Origin of the sequence: Curtobacterium sp. PhB170 (assembly GCF_003752345.1) — a bacterium.
Lineage (GTDB): Bacteria > Actinomycetota > Actinomycetes > Actinomycetales > Microbacteriaceae > Curtobacterium.
In genome coordinates this window covers 549,463-573,567 of the sequence record NZ_RJUM01000009.1, presented here as the reverse complement: position 1 = coordinate 573,567, position 24,105 = coordinate 549,463, and the positions used below count along the sequence as shown (strand labels likewise).

19 protein-coding genes and 1 tRNA gene are annotated in these 24,105 nt (G+C 72.0%); 12 read left to right on the top strand and 8 right to left on the bottom strand.

Annotated features, from left to right (window positions below; translation table 11 throughout):
- Positions 1-76 precede the first annotated feature (76 nt).
- The gene (locus EDF40_RS06895; RefSeq protein ID WP_111084650.1) at positions 77-526 is read left to right on the top strand and encodes a MarR family winged helix-turn-helix transcriptional regulator; all 450 of its coding nucleotides are present in this window, start codon (positions 77-79) and stop codon (positions 524-526) included.
- Between the two features lie 64 nt (positions 527-590).
- Here the strand turns inward: EDF40_RS06895 and EDF40_RS06890 are convergent, their stop codons facing one another.
- Positions 591-1,586, bottom strand: coding sequence for a LacI family DNA-binding transcriptional regulator (locus EDF40_RS06890; RefSeq protein ID WP_123338643.1), 996 nt, complete (start codon positions 1,584-1,586; stop codon positions 591-593).
- Positions 1,587-1,684: 98 nt separating this feature from the next.
- Between EDF40_RS06890 and EDF40_RS06885 the strand changes: the two genes are divergently transcribed.
- The 5 genes from EDF40_RS06885 (at position 1,685) to EDF40_RS06865 (ending at position 8,745) form a co-directional block, all read left to right on the top strand.
- A complete protein-coding gene (locus EDF40_RS06885) occupies positions 1,685-2,905 on the top strand; it encodes a Gfo/Idh/MocA family protein (protein WP_123338644.1) in 1,221 nt (406 codons plus the stop codon).
- The gene (locus EDF40_RS06880; protein WP_123338645.1) at positions 2,902-3,906 is read left to right on the top strand and encodes a sugar phosphate isomerase/epimerase; all 1,005 of its coding nucleotides are present in this window, start codon (positions 2,902-2,904) and stop codon (positions 3,904-3,906) included. The genes EDF40_RS06885 and EDF40_RS06880 overlap by 4 nt, the downstream gene beginning before the upstream one ends.
- Positions 3,907-4,079: 173 nt before the next feature.
- Positions 4,080-5,072: a MoxR family ATPase gene (locus EDF40_RS06875; protein WP_235035938.1), complete on the top strand. Its 993-nt coding sequence runs from the start codon at positions 4,080-4,082 to the stop codon at positions 5,070-5,072.
- Positions 5,072-6,403: a DUF58 domain-containing protein gene (locus tag EDF40_RS06870; RefSeq protein WP_123338646.1), complete on the top strand. Its 1,332-nt coding sequence runs from the start codon at positions 5,072-5,074 to the stop codon at positions 6,401-6,403. The genes EDF40_RS06875 and EDF40_RS06870 overlap by 1 nt, the downstream gene beginning before the upstream one ends.
- The gene (locus tag EDF40_RS06865; RefSeq protein WP_148053780.1) at positions 6,400-8,745 is read left to right on the top strand and encodes a DUF3488 and transglutaminase-like domain-containing protein; all 2,346 of its coding nucleotides are present in this window, start codon (positions 6,400-6,402) and stop codon (positions 8,743-8,745) included. The genes EDF40_RS06870 and EDF40_RS06865 overlap by 4 nt, the downstream gene beginning before the upstream one ends.
- A gap of 448 nt (positions 8,746-9,193) precedes the next feature.
- Here EDF40_RS06865 and EDF40_RS19385 read toward each other — a convergent pair whose 3' ends face one another.
- Positions 9,194-9,802: a TetR/AcrR family transcriptional regulator gene (locus EDF40_RS19385; protein ID WP_123338649.1), complete on the bottom strand. Its 609-nt coding sequence runs from the start codon at positions 9,800-9,802 to the stop codon at positions 9,194-9,196.
- Between the two features lie 243 nt (positions 9,803-10,045).
- Entirely contained in the window at positions 10,046-10,831 is a 786-nt protein-coding gene (locus tag EDF40_RS06850; RefSeq protein WP_123291876.1) for a trimeric intracellular cation channel family protein, read from the bottom strand.
- Between the two features lie 69 nt (positions 10,832-10,900).
- On the opposite strand from EDF40_RS06850, the gene efeU reads away from it, so the two are divergent.
- The 3 genes from efeU to efeB are packed head-to-tail and all read left to right on the top strand — an operon-like array spanning position 10,901 to position 15,001.
- On the top strand, positions 10,901-12,496 hold the full coding sequence (efeU, locus tag EDF40_RS06845; protein ID WP_123338650.1) for an iron uptake transporter permease EfeU: 1,596 nt from the start codon (positions 10,901-10,903) through the stop codon (positions 12,494-12,496).
- Positions 12,483-13,703, top strand: a complete 1,221-nt coding sequence (gene efeO, locus EDF40_RS06840) for an iron uptake system protein EfeO (protein WP_123338651.1) — start codon at positions 12,483-12,485, stop codon at positions 13,701-13,703. Before efeU ends, efeO begins: the two co-directional genes overlap by 14 nt.
- Positions 13,700-15,001 carry an iron uptake transporter deferrochelatase/peroxidase subunit gene (gene efeB, locus EDF40_RS06835; RefSeq protein WP_123338652.1) on the top strand — a complete coding sequence of 434 codons (1,302 nt, stop codon included), beginning with the start codon at positions 13,700-13,702 and terminating at the stop codon, positions 14,999-15,001. The genes efeO and efeB overlap by 4 nt, the downstream gene beginning before the upstream one ends.
- 329 nt (positions 15,002-15,330) lie before the next feature.
- Here efeB and EDF40_RS06830 read toward each other — a convergent pair whose 3' ends face one another.
- From EDF40_RS06830 to EDF40_RS06820, 3 genes are all read right to left on the bottom strand, one after another.
- Positions 15,331-17,679 (bottom strand): bifunctional UDP-sugar hydrolase/5'-nucleotidase, encoded by a 2,349-nt coding sequence (locus EDF40_RS06830; protein WP_123338653.1) that lies wholly within the window; start codon positions 17,677-17,679, stop codon positions 15,331-15,333.
- Between the two features lie 111 nt (positions 17,680-17,790).
- Positions 17,791-18,714 (bottom strand): sugar phosphate isomerase/epimerase, encoded by a 924-nt coding sequence (locus EDF40_RS06825; RefSeq protein ID WP_123339023.1) that lies wholly within the window; start codon positions 18,712-18,714, stop codon positions 17,791-17,793.
- The gene (locus EDF40_RS06820; protein ID WP_185002853.1) at positions 18,711-19,868 is read right to left on the bottom strand and encodes a Gfo/Idh/MocA family protein; all 1,158 of its coding nucleotides are present in this window, start codon (positions 19,866-19,868) and stop codon (positions 18,711-18,713) included. Before EDF40_RS06820 ends, EDF40_RS06825 begins: the two co-directional genes overlap by 4 nt.
- A gap of 76 nt (positions 19,869-19,944) precedes the next feature.
- Here EDF40_RS06820 and EDF40_RS06815 point away from each other — a divergent pair, with 76 nt between their 5' ends.
- The 3 genes from EDF40_RS06815 (at position 19,945) to EDF40_RS06805 (ending at position 22,363) form a co-directional block, all read left to right on the top strand.
- Complete coding sequence (locus EDF40_RS06815) at positions 19,945-21,366, top strand: glucose-6-phosphate dehydrogenase (RefSeq protein ID WP_123338654.1); 1,422 nt, start codon at positions 19,945-19,947, stop codon at positions 21,364-21,366.
- A gap of 28 nt (positions 21,367-21,394) precedes the next feature.
- Positions 21,395-22,180 (top strand): dienelactone hydrolase family protein, encoded by a 786-nt coding sequence (locus EDF40_RS06810; protein ID WP_123338655.1) that lies wholly within the window; start codon positions 21,395-21,397, stop codon positions 22,178-22,180.
- 110 nt (positions 22,181-22,290) lie between these two features.
- Positions 22,291-22,363, top strand: a tRNA-Arg gene (locus EDF40_RS06805).
- Between the two features lie 89 nt (positions 22,364-22,452).
- Here the strand turns inward: EDF40_RS06805 and EDF40_RS19160 are convergent.
- Both EDF40_RS19160 and EDF40_RS06800 read right to left on the bottom strand, forming a co-directional pair.
- A complete protein-coding gene (locus EDF40_RS19160) occupies positions 22,453-22,611 on the bottom strand; it encodes a hypothetical protein (protein WP_185002850.1) in 159 nt (52 codons plus the stop codon).
- Positions 22,612-23,007: 396 nt separating this feature from the next.
- Positions 23,008-24,096: an alkene reductase gene (locus EDF40_RS06800; protein WP_123338656.1), complete on the bottom strand. Its 1,089-nt coding sequence runs from the start codon at positions 24,094-24,096 to the stop codon at positions 23,008-23,010.
- Between the last annotated feature and the right edge of the window lie 9 nt (positions 24,097-24,105).

Sequence of the window (24,105 nt, the reverse complement as noted above, 5' to 3'; positions counted from 1 at the left end):
GTGGCGACCGACCGCCGCAACCGACCGCCGCAACCGACCGCCGCAACCGACCGCGCAACCGACCAGAAGGAGCCCGATGTCCGTTGACGACACCTCCACCGCCGTCCGCGCCCACGGTTGGCGCACCCTGGCGGCGCTGCACGGCCTGATCGAGACGCGACTCGAGCGCGCGCTGCGCGACGTCGACCTGTCCGTGGTCGAGTACACCGTGCTCGACGCGCTGCGCCGGCAGGACGGCTTCCACATGCGCATGCAGCAGCTCGCCCGCGCGGCGGCCCTCAGCCCGAGTGCCACGACCCGGCTGGTCAACCGGCTCGAGGAACGTGCGCTCCTCACCCGCGTGCTCTGCGCCGACGACCGCCGCGGGCTCTACACGGAGCTCACCCATGCCGGTCAGCGGCTGCTGGATGCGGCCACGCCGATCCACGCTGCTGCGCTCGAGGGGGCGCTCGCCGAAGCGCGCGAGGTCCCCGAGCTCGAGGAACTCGCGGTCGCGGTCGACCGGCTCGAGGGTGCCACGGTCTGACCCCTCGACCGGGAGGCCCGGATCACCGCCGCCCCGCGCACTGCGGTCGGTGGGCGGTGGCGCCTCAGGCCCGCGGCGGCGCCGTCGTGGACCGCACGACGAGCGACGGCGGCACCAGGACGCTGCTCGGAGCGGGTCGTTCGGCCGCGCCGACGAGCTCCACGAGCCGGTTCGCCGCGAGCCGCCCGACCTCGTCGTTGTGCGGGTCGACCGTGGTCAGGCGCAGCAGGGGTGAGGCGGCGAGCGGGGTCTCGTCGTTGCCGACCACCGAGACGTCCTCGGGGACCCGGAGTCCGGCTTCGCGCACGGCGGCGATCGCGCCCATCGCCATGACGTCGTTCGCGGCGAACACCGCCGTCAGGTCCGGGTGGTCCCGCAGTGCGCGGCGGGTGCCCTCGTACCCGGTCGTCTCGGACGTCGGGCCGTCGCCGTAGACCAGCGGCGCGATGCCGGACGCGACCATCCGCGCGACGGTGCCCTCGCGGCGGACCGCAGCCGGGCCTCCCGAACCCGTGACGTGGACGATGCGGCGGTGACCGAGCCCGATCAGGTGATCCGCTGCCAACCGGCCGCCAGCGGCCTCGTCCGAGGCGACGACGTCGAGCCCTCCGGGTACGTCGGCCCGGGCGCCGGCGACGACGACGGGGGTGTCGGCCGGCACGACCAGGTCGGGGAAGCCCTCGGCGGCGAGGACGACGCCGTCGACCCGCAGTGAGACGAGGTCGTCGAACGGCGAGGAGTCGAGGTGGGCGTTCGCACGGGTGTCCGCGAGGGTGAGTCGCAGGCCGTGCGGTGCGAGCGCGTCGCGGATGCCGTCGAGCAGGGGGACGAACCATGGGTTGCGGAAGTCGTCGACGATGACGCCGACGGTGCGGGTCCGGGTGCCGGCGAGGATCGCGGCGGCGCGGTTGGGGCGGTAGCCGAGCTCGGCGGCCGCCGCGAGCACGGCCGAGCGGCGTGCGTCGGAGACCCCCGGATCGTCGCGGAGCACCATCGAGACGAGTGACTTCGAGACGCCGGCACGGGTCGCGACGTCGATGATCGTCGGGGGTCGTGACACGCGGCTCCTTGACAGGACATGGGGTGGTCGGTCTACAGTCTACCGACACGTTCTGGAACGTTCCAGAATCAGCACCGGACTTCTCGAAGGAGAGAACCATGAGCGACAGCATCGGCGTCGCCGTCATCGGGGCGGGCATGGCGGGCAAGGCCCACATGGCCGCGTGGCGGAACGCACCCTCACTCTTCGCCCCGACGCTGCCGCCCGTGCGGCTCGTGTCGATCGGCGACGTGTACGAGCCGTTGGCGGCCGAGGCTGCGCAGCGCTTCGGCTACGCCCGCCACGACACGGTCTGGCGAGCCATCGCCGAGGCCGACGACATCGACGTCGTGAGCGTCGTCGTCGCGAACAAGCTCCACCGCGAGATCGTCGAGGGGCTGCTGGCCGCCGGCAAGCACGTCCTGTGCGAGAAGCCGCTGTCGGACTCGCTCGAGGACGCACGGGCGATGGCCACCGCGGCCACCGAGGCATCGCAGCGTGGGCTCGTCGCCCGCGTCGGGTTCACCTACCGCCGCGCCCCTGGCCTCGCCGCGATCAAGCAGCTCGTCGAGGACGGCACGCTCGGCCGCGTCCTGCACGTCTCCGCCCGCTACTGGACCGACTACGGTTCGTCGCCCGACGTGCCCTTCTCGTGGCGCTTCGCGGGTGCCCCCGGCACCGGAGCCCTCGCCGACGTCGGCTCGCACCTGGCGTACGTGGCCGAATTCCTGGCCGGCGAGGTGCAGAGCGTCAACGGCGGCATGTTCACCACTGCGATCACGAAGCGCCCGATCGCCGCCGGGTTCGCCCTGCGCGGCCAGGCCGTCCCGCTGACCGGTGAGTTCGCCGACGTCGAGAACGACGACTACGCCACCTTCAACGCACGCTTCGGCGACGGCTCCGTGGTGGGCTCACTCGAGGTGTCCCGGGTCGCCACGGCGCACCCGAACGGCCTGGTCATCGAGGTCTTCTGCGAGAACGGTGCAGCGCGCTGGGACCAGGAGCGCGCCTCGGAGATCGGCCTCGCGCTGCAGTCCGACGGCTCCCGCCTCGGTGGGTACCGCCAGGTCGTGCTCGGCCCGGACCACCCCTACGTCGCCGGCGGCATGGCGATGGACGCGCCCGGAGTCGGCTGGGGGCAGAACCAGATGTTCGAGTACCAGGCGCGCGCGTTCCTCGACGAGGTCGCCGGCGTCGCGGACCCGCTGCCGGCCAACGCCACGTTCGACGACGGCGTGCACAACATGGAGATCCTCGACGCGGTGGCACGGTCCGCCGGGGCCGGTGGGGCCTCTCTCGACGTGCCGTCCGTCCGCACCACCGAAGGAGCGCACGCATGAAGCTGGGTCTGTACAACGCGATCTTCCACGACCGGCCGCTCGCCGAGGCCCTGGCGGCCATCGCGGGCAACGGCCTGACCGGCATCGAGCTGAACACCGGCGGGTTCCTGCCGCCGGTGCACGTGCCGGACATCGACGCGATCCTCGAGGACGACGCAGCACGGGACGCCTTCCTCGCCCGGTTCGAGGGCACTGGGGTGTCCATCGCCGGCCTGAACTGCAACGGCAACCCGCTGCACCCGGACCGTGCGATCGGCCAGGCCCACGCCGAGGACATCCGGCGCAGCATCCGCCTCGCCGCACGCCTCGGCCAGGACCGCGTCGTCACGATGTCCGGGCTGCCGGCGGGCGAGCCCGGCGGCACCCGACCGAACTGGATCGTGAACGCCTGGAACTCCGCCGCGCTCGACGTCATCGAGTACCAGTGGAGCGTCGCCGTGCCGTTCTGGCAGGAGATCGACGCCCTGGCCCGCGAGCACGGGGTCAAGGTCGCACTCGAGCTGCACCCGCAGAACGTGGTGTTCAACCCGGCGACGATCCGCGAGCTCGTGCAGCGCGGTGGCCTGACGAACATCGGCGTCGAACTCGACGCGAGTCACCTGTTCTGGCAGCAGATGGACCCGGTGGCGGTCGTCCGCGACCTCGGCGACCTGGTCTTCCACGCCGCCGCGAAGGACGTCCGGATCAACCGGCACGCGGCGATCAACGGCGTGCTCGACAACTCGTTCCGTCGGCTGTCGCCGGACGAGCCGCGCACGAACCTCGGTGGCGACGAGTGGGCCAACGAGTGGCCGAAGCCGTCCGCGTGGGACTTCGTCGCGCTCGGCAAGGGCCACGACGAGGCGTACTGGTCGGCGTTCCTCGAGGCCCTGCGCGAGGTGGACCCGGACATGTGGGTCAACATCGAGCACGAGGACACCGAGCTCGGTCGCGAAGAAGGGGTCGCGGTCGCCGCGAAGGTCCTGCTCGCAGCCGACACGGCGCTCACGACGCGCGCGTGAGCCGCGTCTGAGACGCACCACGTGATCCGCAACGGGAGGCCCGTGGGACGTGCGCTGATCGGCGCACGTCCCACGGGCCTCCCGTCCAGTGCGCATCGGTGACACGCCCACCGGGCGCTGTCACCGGACCGATGTAGCATGCACGACACCTGTCCCGAGACGAGGAGCCCTGCGTGCCGGAGCCGACCGACCCCGCCTTCCCCCTCGAGCGCATCCGAGAGGTCGGCGACGCCATCGTCGCGTCCGTCTCGACGGTGATCGACGGCAAGACCGAGGCGATCCGCACCGCCCTCACCGTGATGCTGGCCGAGGGGCACCTGCTCGTCGAGGACGTCCCCGGCGTCGGCAAGACGGTCCTGGCGAAGGCACTCGGCGCCTCGGTGGGCGGCTCGGTGAACCGCATCCAGTTCACGTCCGACATGCTGCCGTCGGACGTCACCGGGGTGAACATCTTCGACCAGTCCTCGGGCACGTTCCGGTTCTCGCCGGGGCCGGTGTTCGCGAACGTCGTCATCGGTGACGAGATCAACCGCACCAGCCCGAAGACCCAGTCCGCCCTGCTCGAGGCGATGGCCGAGTCGCAGGTCACGGTCGACGGCGTGACCCGGCTGCTCGATCGCCCCTTCATGATCGTGGCGACGCAGAACCCGATCGACATGGAGGGCACGTACCCGCTGCCCGAGGCCCAGCGTGACCGCTTCATGGCGCGCATCACGATGGGGTACCCGAGCGTCGACGCCGAACGGCAGATGCTCGCGAACCGCGGCGGCGGCGACCCGCTGTCGCACCTGCGACCGATCGTCGACGTGACCACGCTGCGCGGGATCATCGAGGCGGTGGCGAACGTCCACATCGCCCCAGACGTCGAGGCGTACGTCATCGCGATCGTCCGCTCCACACGCACCCACCCCGACCTGGTGCTCGGCGCCAGCCCCCGCGCCACGCTGCACCTGGCCCAGGCGGCCCGCGCCCACGCGGCGTTGCTCGGCCGGCCGTTCGTCACGCCGGACGACGTCGCCGCCCTGGCGCCGATCGTGCTCGCCCACCGGCTCGTGCCGGTGGCGCGCGGACTCGGTGGCACGGGCGAGGACACCGTGCGCGAGATCGTCGTCCGCATCGTCTCCGACACCGCCGTGCCGTTCACGGCGACCCCCGTCCGCTCCTGATGCCCGGCCGATCGGCACCGTCGTCGCTGCTGCGGCGCACCGGTGCCGCGCGCTCGACGCTCGGGCGCTTCGGCCGCCGTGGGCTGTCCCTGCTCCGGCGCACGCCGTTCCCCCGTCCGACCGTGCGCGGCTGGACCGTCATCGCGATCGGCATCGGGCTGGTCGGGGGTGGACTCGTGGGCACCACCAGCGTCGCCGTCTCGGCCGGGCTGCTGCTGCTCGTGCTCGTCGTGCTCGGCATCGTGATGGCGTTCGTGGTCGCCGCACCGCTCCGGGGCAGCCGGAGCACGGCCCGCGCGATCGTGCAGGTCGGCGAGGTGTACCGCGAGCGGATCACCCTCGGCAGCACCAGTCTGCCGATCGGCCCGCGGTCGACCCTGCTCGTCCGCGAACAGCTCGAGGACGCCTTCGCGAGTGCGTCCGAGGCGGAGACCTACGCGCTCGTCGGCCCGGGCCTGCCGCCAGCGGTGCTCGACGTCGAGGCGCTCGCGATGCACCGCGGCCGCACGCTCGTCGGACCCGTCACCATCCGGGTCGAGGACCCGTTCGGCCTGCTCCGCATCGACCGCCCGGTGGTGCCGGCAGAAGAGGTCGTCGTCGTCCCCGCGAGCGCACCCCTCGCCGCGATCGACACCGGCGCCCTCGCCGGGGCCGTCTCCGCCGACGAAGGACGGGTCGGGCAGGGCGGGTCCGCCGACGACAGCGAACTCCGGCCGTACCGTCCCGGCGACCCCATCCGTCGGGTGCACTGGGCGCAGAGTGCTCGCCGCGGCGAACTGCACGTCCGGCAGACCACGCAGGCGCAACCCCCCGAAGCCGTCATCGCGCTCGACGTCCGGCGCGAGTCGTACCAGGGCCTCGGGCGTGAGGACCTGGCGGAGCTGTCCGACCTGGGCGGTGACCAGGCCTTCGAGCACGCCGTCGTCGTCGCCGCCAGTGTCGCCCGCGCCCTCGCCGCCCGGACCTCGCGCGTCGTGCTCGTGAGCGACGGACCGTCCGGCAGCACCCGGCACGCCGGTGACGTCGGCGGCCTCACCGACGTGCTCGTCGGACTCGCGGACGTCCGGCTCCGCAGCGACGCCCGTCCGGTCACCGAGGTCCTGCCCGAGGTGCGTGGACGGGACGTGCACGGCATGACCGCGGTCGTGACCGGCAACTGCACCGCCGAGCAGGCGGCTGAACTCGTGACGGCGACGAGCGGATCGAGCCGCGGGATCATGGCGACGATCGTGCCGCCGGACCCGGTGGTCCGCGGGATCCTCGACCGCGGGGGTTGGCGCACCCTCGTGGTGCCGGTCGCCGGGGCGACCGCGTCCGGAGCCGCACGGTGAGCGGCACCGCTGCGTCGTCGCGTCGCCCCGTCGACGTGCGCGAGGTCCTGGACCGCGACGACGACACCCGTGACACCCCGAGCACCTGGGTCATCGCACTCGCGCCGGTGCCCGTCCTCATCGCCGCGCTCGCGATCCGCCCACTCGTGCAGGGCACCGCCTGGTGGGTGTCCGGCGTCGTGGTCGTCGCGGTGCTCGTGGCCGTCATGCTCGCGGTGCGTCGCCGGGCCCCCGGGGTCCGGTTCGTGGCACTCGTCGCCACCCTCGTGCTGTGCTCGTGCGCCGCCGCCCTGGTCAACGACGTGCAACCCCTCGGCTGGCTCGACGCCGACGGAGCGCTGGGCGAGACGCTCGCCGCCATCCGCCTGAACCCCGCGCCGCTGCCGCAGACCGACGCGATCCGACTGGTCGTGACCGTGTCGATCGCCTGGGTGGCGGGCGTCTCGTTGTTCCTCGCCGCGATCGCCCGGATCCCGTCGCTCGCCGCCGCGCCCGCACTCGTCATCCTCATCGTCCCGGGGATCATCACCGGACAGCCGGCGGGCACCGCGCTCGTCATCACCACCGCCGTCGCCTTCCTCGCCCTGCTGTGGCTGTCGGTCCGACCCGTGCAGCGAGCGCTCCCGGCCGCGGTCGTCGGTGCGATCGGGCTCGTCGTCGCGATCGGCCTGCCCGCGATCGTGCCGCTCAACGCGAGCTGGCTGTCCGGCGTCACCGGGGCCATCCAGTCGCCGATCCAGCCCGGGCGACCCGGCACCCTGCTCGAGCTCGGCAACGACCTGCGGCAGCCGAGCGAACTCGAGGTGCTGCGCTACCGGTCGTCCGACGGCCAGCCCGAGTACCTCAAGCTCGCCGACCTGGACGAGTTCGGCACCGGGGACTGGGTGCCGACGGTGACGAACGCCGCCGAGGCCGACACCGCCGACCAGCAGCAGTGGGCCGAGGGCGTGAACCCCCGCCTGGCGACCCGCGGCGACGTCACGGTCCGGATCACCGGGCTGTCGAGCACGTACCTGCCGGTGCCGTCCGGGGCGGTGTCGATCGAGTCGCGTTCCACCAACCTCGACCTGTCGCAGTGGCGCTGGATGGGGTCCTCGAGCACCGTACGGTCGACCGGTCCGGCCACGCCGCGCGGTGCGACGTACGAGGTCTACGGTGCCTCGACCTTCGCGAACGCGTACCTCGACGCCGTCGCGGCCTCGGGTGTCCTGTCCCGTGCCGACGGCCGGGGGTTCCGCGAGCCGAGCGGTGACCAGCTGCAGACCGACCTGACGCTGCCGAAGGACCTCCCCGCGAACATCTCGTCGACCGCGGAGCGGGTGGCCGGGGCCGCGTCCGACGACTACGCGCAGGCCCGCGCCCTGGAGCAGTGGTTCCGCAGCGACCTGTTCACCTACTCCGAGACCGCCCCCGTCGAGCAGGGCTACGACGGCGACAGCATGGACGTCGTCTCGACCTTCCTGCAGGTCCGTGAGGGCTACTGCGTCCACTTCTCGTCGGCGATGGCAGTGATGGCCCGGACGCTCGGCATCCCGTCCCGGATCGCGGTGGGGTACCGGGCCGGGGCGGCGCAGCCCGACGGTGAGTACGCGGTGTCGAACCGGCAGCTGCACTCCTGGCCCGAGCTGTACATCAAGGGGGCCGGCTGGGTCGCGTTCGAGCCGACGCCGGACTCCGACGCGGCAGCGCAACCCTCGACCGAACCCACCGAGACCCCGACCGCCGCGACGCCCGAGTCCCCGCTGCCCGCGCCCGAGCAGTCCGCTCCCGCCGAGTCCTCGGCGACGCCGACCCCCTCGGCGTCGGCGCAGCCCGGTGCGGCCGGTGCCCTGGGCGGCAGCGGTCCGGCCGGCCTGCTGTTCGGCGCCGCACTCGTCCTCGCGTTGCTCATCGCCCCCGGACTCGTCCGAGCGCTCCGACGGCGGTCGCGGTTGTCGGCCGTCGCCGCTGGTCGCTCACCCGCGGTGAACGCCTGGCGTGAGGCCCTCGACGACGTCGCCGACCACGGCTACGCCCCGGGGCTTGCACCACCCGGTGACGCAGGGGCTGCGGCCCGGACCGCCCGGGCCGTCCTCGGGCGACTCCGTCCGGTGCTGCCGGCCTCGGCACTCCCGCACCTCGACGCCGTGGTCGACGCCGTCGACCGTGAACGGTTCGCGGCTGGCGGGGTCGCAGCGGTCGACGGTGGTGCGCTCGTGCGGCACGTGCAGCAGGCGCGGGAGGCGCTCGACGCCTCGGTCTCCGGTGGACGGGTGCTGCGGTCGCGCCTGCTGCCGCCGAGCCTGCTGCCGTCGTCGGCGTGGTCGCACGAGGGTCATCGGCGCTCCCGTCGCCCCGCCTGACCCCGCCTGACCCGGGCTCACCGCTCGTCGCACCGTGCGAGGGTCGCCGGGTGGTGCGAGGTTGACGGCTCCGTGCGGCTCTACAGCCTGCCACCGAGCGGTCAACGCGGCACGGGATGGTCGCGGTCGCACGGTGCGCCGCCGCGCCTCGTCGCCGCCGCACCGTGCGAAGGTCGCCGGCTGGTGCGATCTTGACGGCTCCGTGCGGCTCTACAGCCTGCCACCGAGCGGTCAACATGGCACGGGATCGCCGCCGCCGCACGGTGCGCCGCCGCGCCGCGCCTCGCCGCGCCGCGCCGCCGTCGCACCGTGCGAGGGTCGCCGGCTGGTGCGATGTTGACGGCTCCGTGCGGCTCTACGGCCTGCCACCGAGCGGTCAACACGGCACGGGATGGTCGCGGTCGCACGGTGCGCACCGCGCCGCGCCGCCGCGCCGCGCCGCGCCCGGTCAGCGGCGGCGGACGACCGCCTCGACCAGGGCGGCGATGACCTCGCCGGGGTCGACCCCCGGCAGCGCAGGCCCGTCGAACACGATCCCGACGTTGGCGGCGACGAGCGCCGTGGCGAACACGTCGAGCGGCATGCCGGCGTCGACCTCCGGGTGCGCCTCGAACCACAGTCGCACCAGCTCGTGCACCCCGTCCTGCAGCACGCGACGTTGCCGCACGAACTCCGGCAGCAGGTCGGTGTGCCGGATGGCGTAGGCGCGGAACTCCGACAGCAGGGCGAACTGCGCGCGCTGGTCGTGCCGTCCGAAGGCCGCTCGCACGACGTCCGCGATGTCCGCCACGGCGATGTCGGCGCGGATGAGCTCCTGCAGCGACCCGAGCACCAGGTTCGTCCCACGCTGCATGACCTGCGCGAGCAGGTCCTCCTTCGACGAGAAGTTCGAGTAGACCGCGCCCTTGCTGAACCCGGCGCGGGCGGCGACCTCGTCGAGACGTGCTCCGTGCACGCCCTGCTCGGCGAAGACGGCAGCGCCGGCGATGAGGAGACGTTCTCGGACCTCGGCCCGTGGTGTCCGCGGCGTGGGGGAGTCGGAGACGTCGTCGTTCATCGTTCCTGCCGGGGCGGGGCACCGGGGCTGGAACCCGGGCGGGCGAGCTGGGGGCGGGCGAGCTTGGGGTGGGAGACCTGCCGCGCCGCGCGTCTGATCACGCGCGGCATCAGCGAAGCCCCCATCACCACGTCTGCGCGGAACCGCTGCGTTCGGGTCGCGTCGGTTCGGTGCGGACGACATGAGCCGGGTCGATACCCGACGGTAGGGATGCTACGCCGGAGCACCGACAGATGACAGCCCTCAGTCGTCGAACGAGGAATCCGTTGCCGTGTCGTGCTCTTCGCGGACACTGCCCGCTCCCGTGCGCCGTCCGGGGCGTCGGAGCAGCCGGAGCGCGTCGGGTCGCAGGCTCCGCCCGCGGCGCAGCAGCGAGCCGAGCGTCGACTTCGGCTGCCAGTCACGACCGTTGGGCAGTCCCCAGCCGCGGCGGACCGCACCCCAGCGCAGACCGAGCGACAGTGCGATCGCGGCCACGATCCCGATCGACGGCGACCCGAGGGCGGACGCGACGACCATCACCACCGACGCCGCGACGGCGACGGTGGCGTACAGCGCGTTCCCGCCGAACACCGCTGGAACCCGGCGGAGCAGCAGGTCCCGCATCGCGCCGCCGCCGACCGCGGTGATCGTCCCCATGATGATCGCGGCGGGCCACTCCAGGCCGGCGTCGTAGGTGCGCTGCACCCCGACCACCGCCCAGAACCCGATCACCGCGGCGTCGAGCACGGTGAACAGTCGGTCCCAGGTGATCTCGGAGAACGACACGAAGAAGGCGATGAGTGCCCCGGCCAGGGCGACCGGCACGTAGAGCGGGTCGACGAGTGCGACCGGGGGGCCGTTCTGCAGCAGGGTGTCGCGCAGCATGCCGCCGCCGAGCCCCGAGACGAAGCCGACGACCAGGAACCCGAACAGGTCGAAGTCCATCGCGCGGGCGATCGATCCACCGAGGAGGGCGGACGCGAACACCCCGGCCAGGTCGAGCACGTTCGTGACCGACGCCAGGCCATCGACGGACAGCAGGTTCATGAGAACCATCAAACCCCACGCCGAACGACTGGCGGGCCGAACGACGGTTAGGTTAGCCTCACCTACGTCATGCTCGCCACTCTCGTCATCGGCCTCCGTGAAGGCCTCGAAGCGACGCTCATCGTCGGCATCATCGCCGCGTTCCTGCGTCGCAACCGTGTCCCCCTCGCCCCCATGTGGTTCGGCGTCGGGGTCGCCGTCGTGCTCAGCATCGGCGTCGGGTTCGGCCTGCAGGTCGTCGAGCAGGCCCTGCCGCAGGCGCAGCAGGAGGGCATGGAGGCGATCATCGGCATCGTCGCCGTGGTCTTCGTCACCGGCATGATCGTCTGGATGCGCACCCACGCGCGCACCCTGACCAAGGAACTCGAGGCGAGCGCGACCGAGGCGCTCGGCCGCGGCACCGCGTGGGCACTGGCCGGCATGGCCTTCCTCGCCGTGCTCAAGGAGGGCTTCGAGACCGCGGTCTTCCTCCTCGCGACCTTCCAGGCCTCGTCGGACACCGGTCTCGCCGCCCTCGGCGCGGTCATCGGCATCGCGGGCGCCGTCGTCATCGGCTACGGCATCTACACCGGCGGCGTCCGGCTGAACCTGTCGAAGTTCTTCACCGGCACCGGCGTCTTCCTGGTGTTCGTCGCCGGCGGGCTCGTGCTGACGGTGCTCCGGCGCGCGCACGAGGCCGGGTGGATCGTCATCGGGCAGCAGCGGACCGTCGACCTGTCCTGGCTCGCCCCGAACGGCTCGGTGCAGGGTGCGCTCGTCACGGGCGTGCTCGGCATCCCGCCGGACCCTCGGGCGATCGAGGTGCTCGGCTGGGTCCTGTACGTCGTGCCCGTCCTCGCCCTGACGCTCTGGCCCCGCGCCTGGCGTCCGTCGGCGGCACGCGTCCCCGCGATCCGTGCGACGGTCGCCGGTGCGCTCGCGGTCGCCGCCGCAGCACTGGCGATCGCCGTCCCGACGGGCGGGGTCGACCTGCCGCGCACCGCTGCGGTCAGCGGGGACGCCACCTCCGTCTCGGCGGACGTCCACGGCGCGTCCGGCGTCCTCCGCGTCGCCGGCACCACCACCGGCCAGGAGGCACGGCTGACGTTGCCGACGTCGGCCCACCGCCGCGTCACCCGCGCAGGCGTGGCCGCCGACCGGTGGCGGGTGCGCACGTCGGCCACCGCAGCGGACCGCCCCGCCACACTGACGCTCGACGACCTCGTCGACCTGTTCGGCCGGATCCCGGTCGGCGTCTCGCCGTCGACGAACCCCGGCCCGTTCACCGCCCGCTGGGCGGTGCGCGACACCGTGACCCTGTGGACGGTCGGTGGTGGGGTCCTGGACGCCACCCGCGACGAACGCACGGTGCTGACGCTGAGCGACGGGGGCCTCCCGTCCGCGCGCACCACGACCCTGGACCGCTCCGTGTGGTCCGTCCCCGACTCCCGCGTCGAGCGGTCCGCCACTGCGGTGGCGACCGCGGACACGCGGTCCGCCGAGCTGCTGCTCTGGAAGGCCTGGTTGCCGATCGCCCTCGGCGTCGCGGCTGCCGCCCAGGCGCTGCTCGCGCTCCGTGACCGCCGTCGTCGGACGGCACCCGTGAACCCCACCCCCGAAACCGTCCCGACGCGCGGCCCACCCGCCGGGGACCCTGCAAGGAGCAACGACTATGCCGTTCGGTAAGCCCGTTCGACCCCTGATCACCCTCGGCGCCCTCGGCGTCGTCACCGCCCTCGCACTGACCGGCTGCGCGAGCTCCGACGGTGCCTCCGACAGCTCCACCGACGCCGCGAAGGTCTCGCGCGTCACCATCACCCTGACGAACGACGGCTCGGACCAGTGCAAGGTCTCCGAGACGAAGGTCCCCGCCGGGCCGGTCACGTTCTCGGTGAAGAACGAGTCCTCGACCGCCATCACCGAGGTCGAACTGCTGCAGGACCAGCGGATCCTGGGCGAGAAGGAGAACCTCGCACCCGGCCTCGACGCCGTGCAGTTCACCGCGACCCTGACCGGTGGGGAGTACCAGGTGTACTGCCCCGGAGCCGACACCGAGCTCACCGACTTCACGGTCACGGGCAAGGTCACCTCGACCGCGAACAGCAGCGCCGCCACCCTGCTCGACGAGGGCACGAAGGGCTACGCCGACTACGTCGACGGCCAGGTCACCGACATGGTCACCGCGGTCGAACTCCTGCAGAAGGACATCGACGCCGGCGACCTCGACGCCGCGAAGACCGACTACGCGAACGCCCGACCGTTCTACGAGCACGTCGAGAGCGACGTCGACGGCTTCGTCAAGAAGGGCCACAAGGCGACCGACAACGCCGGCAACCTCGACTACCTGATCGACATGCGCGCCTCGAACCTCGACCCGGCCGTCGGCTGGAGCGGGTTCCACGCCGTCGAGAAGGACCTGTTCCAGGCGGGGGAGATCACCGCGTCGACCAAGAAGACGGCGGCCGACCTGACCGAGAACGTGCAGCTGCTCGCGAAGCTCGTCCCGACGCTCGACTACAAGCCCGAGGACCTGGCGAACGGTGCCGCCGGCCTGCTCGAGGAGGTCCAGTCGAACAAGGTCACCGGTGAGGAAGAGGCGTACAGCCACATCGACCTCGTCGACCTCGCCGCCAACGTCGAGGGCGCCCGTCAGGCCTTCGCGTACCTCAAGCCGGGCCTGACGAAGCTCGACCCGACCCTCACCGAGCAGATCGCGAAGCAGTTCGACGCGACGAACACGATGATGGACGGCTACCGCAACGCCGACGACCTCGGCGGCTTCGACACGTGGGACGCAGCGACCAAGAAGTCCGACGCGAACCGCATCTCGCAGCAGATCCAGGCCCTGCAGGACCCGCTGTCCCGCCTCGCCGAGAAGGTCGCCACCGCGTGACGCAGCCCGACGACGACCGCGCAGCCCGTACCGGGGTCTCCCGGCGCGGGCTGTTCGGCGCGGGACTCGCCGCGGCCGGAGCTGGGGCGGGCGCCGCGGTCGGCATCGGCGGCGCGACGGCCGCGACGGGGGTCAACCCGTTCACGGCGGCCGCCAACGGTGACGAGTCCATCGACCTGTCCCAGAGCCACCCGTTCTACGCGACCGCCGCACGGCAGCCGCAGGGCGGGGTGCAGACCGCCCCCCAGCGGTACTGCGTGTTCATGACCTTCGACCTGTCAACCAGCGTCGCGACCGAGCTGCAGGTGCTCCTCGCCCGCTGGTCCGCGGCGATCGCGCAGCTGCAGGCGGGGAAGACCGTCGGCAGCGTCGAGCCCGCGCACGGTGACGGCGTCGGCGCGGACACCGGTGAGGCGCTCGACCTCGGCCCGGCGTCCCTGACGGTCACGGTGGGGTTCGGTCCCGGCGTGTTCGACGAGCGCTTCGGTCTGGCTGACAAGCGTCCGGCGGACCTCGCCGACGTGCCTCGGCTGCCGAGCGACAACCTGCAGGCCGGACTGACCGGCGGCGACCTGTCGTTGCAGGCCTGCGCCGACGACCCGCAGGTGGCGTACCACGCCGTCCGCGACCTGGCCCGGATGGCCCGGGGGACGGCGACCGTGCGGTGGACCGTGCTCGGCTTCGGTCGTGCGTCGGCCGGCCCGCACCAGACGACGCCGCGCAACCTGATGGGCTTCAAGGACGGCACCAGGAACATCACGACGGACGAGGACCACGACCGCTTCGTGTGGGTCGACGACCCGGGCGACGGTGCGGCGTGGATGACCGGCGGCACCTACCAGGTGGTGCGGAAGATCCGGATGAACATCGAGATCTGGGACGCCGACGTCGTCAGCGACCAGCAGCGCGTGTTCGGTCGGACCAAGATCGAGGGCGCACCGCTGTCCGGCGGGACCGAGCACACGACGCCGGACTTCGCGGCGACCGGGAAGGACGGTGCAGCGAAGATCGATGCGACGTCCCACATCGCCCTGGCCGCCCACGAGGCGAACGGCGGCGTGAAGATCCTCCGTCGTCCGTACAACTACACCGACGGCCTCAACGAGTACGGCCAGCTCGACGCCGGGCTGCTGTTCCTGGCGTACATGAACGACCCGGAGCACTTCACCCGGCTGCAGCGGAAGCTCGGCGCCTCGGACCGGTTGAACGAGTACGTCTCGCACATCGGCTCCGCGGTGTTCGCGATCCCACCGGCACCGCGCAAGGGGTCGTACATCGGCGAGCAGCTGTTCCGCTGACCGTGCCCGGAGCGCGCTGACACCGCTGGGGGAGAGGGTGCCCTCCGCCGTTTCCCTGGAGGCGGAGGGCACCCGCGCCGCGGGGTCTCGTCGAACGGAACCACCGCCGACCTGAGAGGCGACCCGGCGCGACGCGTCGCGATGCGACAGCCCCGAGAGTACCCCGCCGATCCCCGGATCCGCAGTGCGAGCGCTGCTATGGGACAGGGAGCGCGGCAGCGGATCGGCGCGCGGTGCGCGCCGGACGCGATCCGTGCCTCCCGGCGTGACGGAACGGGCCGCCTCACGGTGGTGAGACGGCCCGTTCGTGTCGGACGGGAGGCGCGGTGTCAGTCCGTCTGGACGCTCGCGTCAGTCCGTGCGCGCTTCCGGCGCACGGCGACGAGTGCGGTGATGCCCGCCAGCAGGAGCAGGCCCGCTGCGATCCCCGGCACCGTCAGGTCCGCACCCGTGTAGGCGAGGTCACCGCCGGCGTTCGTGGAGTCGGCGGGGTCGCCCGCCAGGTCCGTGCCCGCTCCGGGAGCGTTGCCGTTGCCGTTGCCGTTGCCGTTGCCGGCGCCGGGGGTATCCCCGTTGCCCGCGCCCGGGTCGGCCGGGTCCGTCGGGTCGGTCGGGTCCGTGGGGTCGGTCGGGTCGGTCGGGTCGACGGCGAGCGGGATGGTCACGGCGAACGTGATCGTCTGGCCGCCCGGCAGGGTGACCACGAGCGGTGCGTCCGTCGTGGCCGCGGCACGGGCAGCCGCACGGACCGTCGCTGCGTCGGCCGACGACTCGATGGTCGGCACGGCGAAGGTCAGCGTCGCGCGACCCTGCTCGTCGGTCTTGTCGACGATCGTCGGGTCGATCTCGGCGGTGGCGAGCTCGACGTCACCGGCGCTGACCGACACGGTGCCGGCCGCAGCGGGATCGTCGCTGCTGAACACGAGCGACGACAGGTCGATCGTGATCTCGTCACCGGGCTGGAACCCGCCCTCGGGGGTCGGCGTCACCGTGGTGCCGACGGCGCGCTGGTCGGTCGGCGGCGTGACCGTCGGGTTGGCGAGGAAGTAGTCCACCTGCGCCTGCAGGTCGACCTGGCCCGAGTCGGCGATGTTCGTGCCGGTCGCGAAGGCGGCGAAGTTGTCGCCGCCGGTCGACAGGAACGAGTTGACCGTCACCTTGAGGGTGTCGCCGAGCGCGATCGGCTCGCCGTTCAGGGTCATGCCGGTGATGCGCTCGCCGCGACCCTTCGCGGGGTCGTAGGTGTACGCGAAGCCGTTCGAGACGCCGAGCTTGAGGAACGGACGCTCCAGGCCGTCGGGCTGCCACTGCTGCTCGAGGGCGTTCTTGATCTGCTGGCCGGTCATGTCCTCGGTGACCAGGGTGTTCGCGAACGGCTGGACGAGCGCGGCCTCCTTGTAGGTCACTGTGCCGTCGGGGTCGCCGGCGCCGCTCGACGCGTACACCATGTCCGTGCGGAGCCCGCCGGGGTTCATGAAGGCGACCTGCGAGCCGTTGCGCTCGGTCGCGGAGCGCTGCACCTCGGCGATGGAATTGCCGAGCGCGGACTCGCCGCCGCGGTTCTCCGTCTTCCGGTCCGACTGCACCGCACGACGCAGGTCGCCGGTGATCTCGCCGAGCTTCTTGCCGCCCTCGACGTCGGCGACGGCCTTCGCGGCCGTCACGATGCCGGTGACCGCGTTGACGGACGTGGCGTCGGCCGGTACGCGGGTCTCACCGTTGACGGACTTCACTTCGGACGTGATGCCGGTGAGCTGCTTGTCGGCGTCGACGGTGAGCTGCAGGTGCCCGTAGTTCACGCCGTACGAACCGGTCTGGATCACCGGGCGGGTCGTGCCGTCCGGGCCGGCAATCCGGTGGTTGTAGGTCGCGTGGGTGTGTGCCGAGACGATCGCGGACACCTTCGACGAGACGCCCGAGGTGATCGTGCCGAACGCACCGGACCCGGTCGCGTCGGCGAGGGCGTTCGTGGTGGCGCCCTCGTGCACGAGGAGCACGAGCACGTCGGCCTCGTCGTTGGAGTCGTCGCCGTCGGTGAGCTGGTCGGCGTACTTGTTGACCTGGCCTACTATCGGGGCCATCGCGAGCCCCTGCACGCCACCCGGGCTGACGAGCCCGGGGATGAGGTCCTCGGTGGTCGCGCCGATGAAGCCGACCTTCACGCCGCCCTTCTCCACGATGGAGTACGGGGTGAACGCGGGATCGGTCGTGCCCTGCTTGACGATGTTCGCCGAGACGTAGGGCCAGTCGGCCCGGTCCTCGATGCGCCCGGTCAGGTCGTCCTGGCCCTTGTCGAGCTCGTGGTTGCCGATCGCGCTGACGTCGAGGTCCATGGCGTTGAGCGCATCGATCGTCGGGGCGTCCTGCTGGATCAGCGAGGTGAACGTCGAGGCACCGACGTTGTCGCCGACGCTGGCGAAGATCGTGTTCGGGTTGGCCTCGCGGTACGACTGCACGACACCGGCGAGCTTGGCGGCACCGGCGGCCTTGTCGACGGCGGTGCCCTCGGACTCGATGCGGCCGTGGAAGTCGTTGACGTCGATGATGTCGATCGTCGTGTCGCCCTCGGCGGCGACGGCGGTGGAGGGGACGGACAGTGCGACGAGCACACCCGCGGTGGCGAAGGCCGCGCCGCTGGTGATGCGCCGTCGGCGGCGCGGAGAGGAGTGGAGGTTCATCGTCCGAGAACCTATGAGGACGCACAGCCGACCCGCCAGTGTCGGGTCGAAGTCGTCACACGACGTTCACATGCGCAACACCCGTCGTGCTGCGTGCTGCTCGACGTGCCGTCACTCCGCGGCGATGAGGGGGCGGAGCGTGCGGTGGGCGATGCGCAGCCCCTCGAGGACCTTCTCGTCCGTGCCGCCCCAGAGCGGGTCCTCGTGCTCGACCGACAGGGTGCCGTCGAACCCCGCTTCGTACAGGCGGTCGACGACGTGCGGCCAGTCCACGACGCCACGGCCCGGCACCCGGAAGCGCCACCAGCCCATGTCCCACGGGTCGCCGCCCTTGTCGACCTTGCCGAAGAAGCCGTACTCGTCGCGCTTCCGGGGGAACAGCTCGAGGTCCTTCGCCTGCGCGTGCACGATGTGCTCGGCGAACGGCAGGATCGTCTCGACCGGGTCGATGCCGATCCAGGTCAGGTGCGACGGGTCCCAGTTCAGACCGAAGCCGAGGCCGGTGACCCAGCCCCAGAGCTCGGGGGAGTACGCCAGGTTGCCGGGGTAGCCGTCCGGGTGCCAGCCCTCCATCACGCAGTTCTCGATGATCAACCGCACGCCGCGCTCGCCGGCGTAGTCGACGAGCTCGGGGAGGACCCGGTTCCCTTCGGCCATGTTCTCCCGCACCGACTTGCTGTTGTCGCGGCCGATGAACGTGCCGACAAACGGCACGCCGAGCACCTGCGCGGCATCGATCGCGTGCTTGAGGTGGGTGCGGACCTCCTCGCGCCGGGCGAGGTCCTGGTGCAGGTTGTTCTCGTAGTAGGCGAGCGCCGAGATCTCGAGGCCGGTACGGTCGAGCAGGTCACGGGTCGTAGTGGCGTCCTCGTCGGTGAACGTCGCCACCGGCAGGTGCGCCGCCTCGAAGTCGCGGCCACCCGTGCCGGGCCACACGCCGACCTCGAGCCGCTCGTACCCTTGCTCGGCGGCGAAGTCCGCGATGCGGTCGAGGGTCCAGCCGGGCAGGCAGGCCGTCAGCATGCCGAGCTTCACCGGATCTCCCGCCACGTGGTCTCGGCCGCGCTGGTGATCACCGCGTCGATGATGTCGGCGGAACGTGCGCCGTCCGCGAAGGTCGGCAGGCCGTCGGGGGCCACACCGGTACGGACCGCGGTGTAGGTGTCGGCGACGAACGCGGCGAAGGCGTCGAGGTAGCCCTGCGGGTGCCCGGACGGCACGATCGCCAGACGCCGCTGGTCCGGGTACCCCTGCGACGGGTCGCGCACGACGATCTGCGCACCACGCTCGTTGCCGAACCACGCGGACTCGGGCTGTTCCTGGTCGAAGGCGGCGCTGCCCCGGGTGCCGTCGACCTCGAACCACAGGCGGTTCTTCCGACCGGACGCCACCTGCGAGATCACCACGTTGCCGATGCGCCCGGTGCCGGTGCGGAAGGTCGCGACCGCGGTGTCCTCGGTGGTGACCTCGGCCCGTTCCGCGGCGTCGGCGACCGGGTCGGGGTCCGGCGAGCCGGAGAACGACGGCCCCGAGGCCGCGGGCCGGGTCGGGTAGACGATGTCGGTCGCCGCGGACACCGAGGTGAAGCGCTCGCCGGTGACGAACTCGACCAGGTCGCACCAGTGCGAGCCGATGTCGGCGAACGCGCGGGACAACCCGCTCGAGGTCGGATCGACCCGCCAGCTCGAGGCGTCCTCGTCCAGCATCCAGTCCTGCAGGTAGTGGCCGTGCACGGCGAGCAGTCGACCGAGGTCGCCGTCGGCGATGCGCGCGCGGATCTCACGGATCATCGGGTGGTAGCGGTACACGAACGGCACCGTGGCGACGACACCGGCGTCCGCCGCCGCGGCGACGAGTTCGGCGGCCTGCGCCGGGTCGATCGCGAGGGGCTTCTCGCACACCACGTGGATGCCCGCGGCGATGACCGCCATCGCCTGCGGGTGGTGCTGGTCGTTCGGCGTGCAGATGTGCACGACGTCGGGGGCGTCCGCGATGACGTCGTCGAGCGATGCGTACCCACGAGGCAGGTCGAGTTGCGCCGCGACCTGCTCGGAGCGCGATGCGTTGCGGCCGAGCACCCCGAGCACCTCGGCACCGGCGGCCCGGGCCGCGCGGGCGTGGACCCCCGCGATCATGCCGGTGCCGATCACGACGACGCGGAAGCGTCGTCCTTCGTACCCACTGCTCATGGTGCTCCCTCGCGCCGAACTGTCACCACCGTAGCGGCCCGGCCGTCCACCGGGGCCGATGAGTACGGTCGGAGGCATGTCGAGCCTCCAGACCAGCCTGCTCATCCTCGGAGCCAGCGGCGACCTGTCCAAGCGCCTGCTCCTGCCGGGTCTCGCGACCCTGCTCGAGGTCAAGGACGACTGGGACGTCCAGCTCATCGGGGCGGGTGTCGAGGACCTCTCCGACGCCGACTGGAAGGCGCAGGTGCGCGAGTCCTTCGAGAACGCGCAGGCGTCGAAGAACGAGGGCGACGAAGGCGCGGAGGGCGAGTCGTCGCTGTCGGAGCGGCTGCAGGCCGTGATCGACGCGTCCTCGTACCGCAAGGCCGACGTCACGAGCGCCGACGACCTGCGCGCGCTGCTCGGAGCCTGCGACCACGACCCCGCGATCTACTTCGCGCTGCCCCCGGCCGTGACCGAGAAGAGCTGCGAACAGCTCGCCCACCTCGACCTGCCGGAGCGCACCCGCCTGGCGCTCGAGAAGCCGTTCGGTACCGACGCAGCAAGCGCCGAGCACCTGAACGACCTGCTGCACTCGTTCATCCCCGAGGAGCGCATCCACCGGGTCGACCACTTCCTCGGCCGTTCGACGGTGCTCAACCTGATCGGGCTGCGCTTCGCGAACCGCATCATCGAGCCCCTGCTGTCCTCGCAGCACGTCGAACGCGTCGACATCGTGTACGACGAGACCCTCGGGCTCGAGGGACGCGCCCGCTACTACGACAAGGCCGGCGCCCTCACCGACATGATCCAGAGCCACCTGCTCCAGGTCATGGCCGTCGTGGCGATGGAGGCGCCGGCGTCGATCGACGCCGACGACCTGCGGACCCAGAAGGAACTCGTACTGCGCGCCGTGCGGCCGTGGGGCGGGGACGTGGTCGCCGCCGGCAAGCGCGCCCGGTACACCGCGGGCACGGTCGGCGACCGCAAGCTGCCGTCGTACGCCGACGAGGACGGCGTCGACCCGTCGCTCGGCACCGAGACCCTGGCCCAGCTGACCCTCGAGATCGCGAACTGGCGATGGGCCGGCGTCCCCTTCACGCTGCGTTCCGGCAAGGCGCTCGCGAAGCAGCGCCGCGAGATCGTCATCACGTTCAAGGACTCCCCGCAGGTGCCCGTCGGCCTGTCCGGCGCCGCCCACCCGGACCGGCTCCGGATCTGGATCGCCCCGGACGAGATGCAGCTCGAGCTCAACGTCAACGGCCCCGGCGACCCGTACACGATCGACCGCACGAGTCTCGAGACGACGTTCAACCCCGGACGGCTCAGCGCCTACGGCGAGGTCCTGGCCGGTGTGCTCGAGGGCGATGCGACGCTGTCGGTCCGCGGTGACAGCGCCGTGCAGGGTTGGAAGGTCGTCGGACCGTTCCTCGAGGCGTGGAAGGCCGGCACGACGCCGCTCGACGAGTACCCGGCCGGGTCGAGCGGTCCTGAGGACTGGGACAACATCGACGCCTGAGCCGGACGGCGGCGTAGCGTCGGACGACGTGACCACCATCGACGACGTCCTGCAGACCGTTCCCGAACCCGCCGGCGCCGACATCCGTGTCGAGCCCGTCCACTACGACCACGACGGCACCGACCTGCTCGGCGTGCTCGCCAAGGACGCAGCCGTCGCAGGTCCCCGCCCGGCCGTCCTGGTCGTGCACGACTGGCACGGCGTGAACGAGCACGTGGAAGCACGGGTGACGATGCTCGCCCGCCTGGGCTACGTGGCGTTCGGCGCGGACATCTACGGCGCCGGCGTGCGGCCCGGAGACGACACCGCCGGCCAGGTCGCCGGGTCGTACTACCAGGACCTGCCGCTACTCCGGGCACGTGCGACCGCCGGACTCGAGCGGCTGCGGCAGGACCCCGACGTCGACCCCGCCCGCATCGTCGTCATCGGGTACTGCTTCGGCGGCTCCACCGCGATCGAGCTCGCGCGCACCGGCGCCGACCTGGTCGGTGCGGTGTCGTTCCACGGCGGGCTCATCACGCACGACCCCGCCGACGTCTCGGCGATCCGGGCAAAGCTGCTCGTGCTGACCGGGGGAGCGGACCCGGTGGTGCCCGACGACGCCGTGCACGCCTGGCAGGACGAGATGCGCACCGAGCCCGGCGTCGACTGGCAGGTCGTCACGTACGCCGGGGCCATGCACGCGTTCGCCGTGCCGGAGACCGACGCGCCCGACCACGGCGCCCAGTACCAGGAGCGCGCCGACCGCCGATCGTGGCAGGCGCTGCGGGTGTTCCTGGCCGAGGTGTTCGGCGAGGAGGCCGCGGCGCTGTGACGTCGGGGGCTCGGCTGTCGCCTCGCGACACGCCGGGTGGAGCGGTCGGACGGCCTCGATTGGCGCCCGGGCCGGAGCTGTTGTAGAGTCTTCCACGGCCGCAAGGCCACGCGCTCGTAGCTCAATGGATAGAGCATCTGACTACGGATCAGAAGGTTGGGGGTTCGAGTCCCTTCGAGCGCACAGTGCCGGTTGAACGGCATGACACCGAACAGATGAAGGGCCCCGGCGGATTCCGCTGGGGCCCTTCGTCGTTGGTGCTTCGGGTCGCTTCACCGACGCCGACGCCCGAGCAGTGCGATCCCCAGCGCGACCAGCGCCACGACGACGAGCGCTACGACGACGAGCAGGGGCAGCAGGTCGACCGAAGCGGTGTCGTGGCAGTCGACAGTCCCGACGGCACAGGATGCGAGGACGGTGGCCGAGGTCATGGTCAGAGTGAAGCACGACGACGAGGTCGGTGTTCGCGGCCGTCGGTGCGCACCCGCTGGTGGCGCTGCTGATCAGTCGGGCCGACTTCGTGAGCAGAAATGGTCGGGTTCGTCGGCGGGACCCGACCATTTCTGCTCACGAAGCGCGCGGCACTGCCACGATCCTGCGAGAAGCGCGTCACGCATCGGAACCATCCCCGGGACGGACGGGAGGCCCGTGGCGGTCTCGCCACGGGCCTCCCGTCCGTCGTTCGCTCGCCCCCACCCCGCGGGGTTCCGAGATCTCGGAACCTCGCGGGCACGTGCCGTCCTGATCGGAACCTCGACGGAACGCACGCGGGGTGTCGTGGAACCTCGACGCACAGCGCGACGCGTGTCGTGGATCGGGGCGCAGCGTCAGACGGTCGCGCGCACCTCTGCCAGCGACGGGTAGTCGGTGTAGCCCTCGGCGGTCGCGCCGTAGAAGAGCTCGGGACGGGCCTCGTTGAGCTCCGCGTCCTGCTCCCAGCGGTGGGCGAGGTCCGGGTTCGCGATGGCCGGACGGCCGGCGGCGACGGCGTCGGCGTGGTCGCCGTCGACGAGTGCGATGGCCTCGTCGCGGGTGGTCAGCGCCGAGAAGCCGGAGTTGACCACGAACGGTGCGCCCGCGGTGCGACGGACGTGCTGCACCAGGTCACCGGTCGGCTCGGCGTGCAGGACGTCGATGAAGGCGAGTCCGAGCGGCGCGAGGCCCTCGGCGATCGCGGTGTAGGTCGCGCGGACGTCGGCAGCGTCGTCCTCGATGACGCCCTGGATGCCGTGCTCGGGCGACAGGCGGATGCCGGTGCGGTCTGCGCCGACGGCCTCGGCGACGGCGGTCGTGACCTCGATCGCGAAGCGGGCGCGGTTCTCGGGGGAGCCGCCGTACTGGTCGGTGCGGGTGTTCGACACCGGGGACATGAACTCGTGCACCAGGTAACCGTTGGCGCCGTGGACCTCGACGCCGTCGAGTCCGGCGGCGATGGCGTTGCGGGCAGCCTGCGCGAAGCCCTGCACGGCGTCCTGCGCCTCGGCGGTGGTCAGCTCGTGGGGGACGGGCATGTCGGCCTTGCCGGTCGCGGTGTGGGTCTGTCCGGGAGCGGCGATGGCGCTCGGGGCGACGATGCGCGGCGTCTGCGAGATGTCGGGGTGCGAGACACGGCCACCGTGCATGAGCTGCATCACGATGGTGCCGCCCTCGGCGTGCACGGCGTCGGCGACGCGGCGCCAGCCGGCGATCTGCTCGTCGGTCTCGATGCCGGGCTGCCCGGGGTAGGAGCGGCCTTCCTGCACGGGCCAGGTGCCCTCGGTGATGATCATGCCGAGGCCCGCACGCTGACGGTAGTGCTCGACGAGCAGGTCGTTCGGGATGCCGTGCTCACCGGCGCGGGTGCGCGTGAGCGGGGCCATGACGACGCGGTTCGACAGGCGCAGGGCGCCGAAGGAGGTGGGTTCGAAGAGCTTCACGAGGGAGTG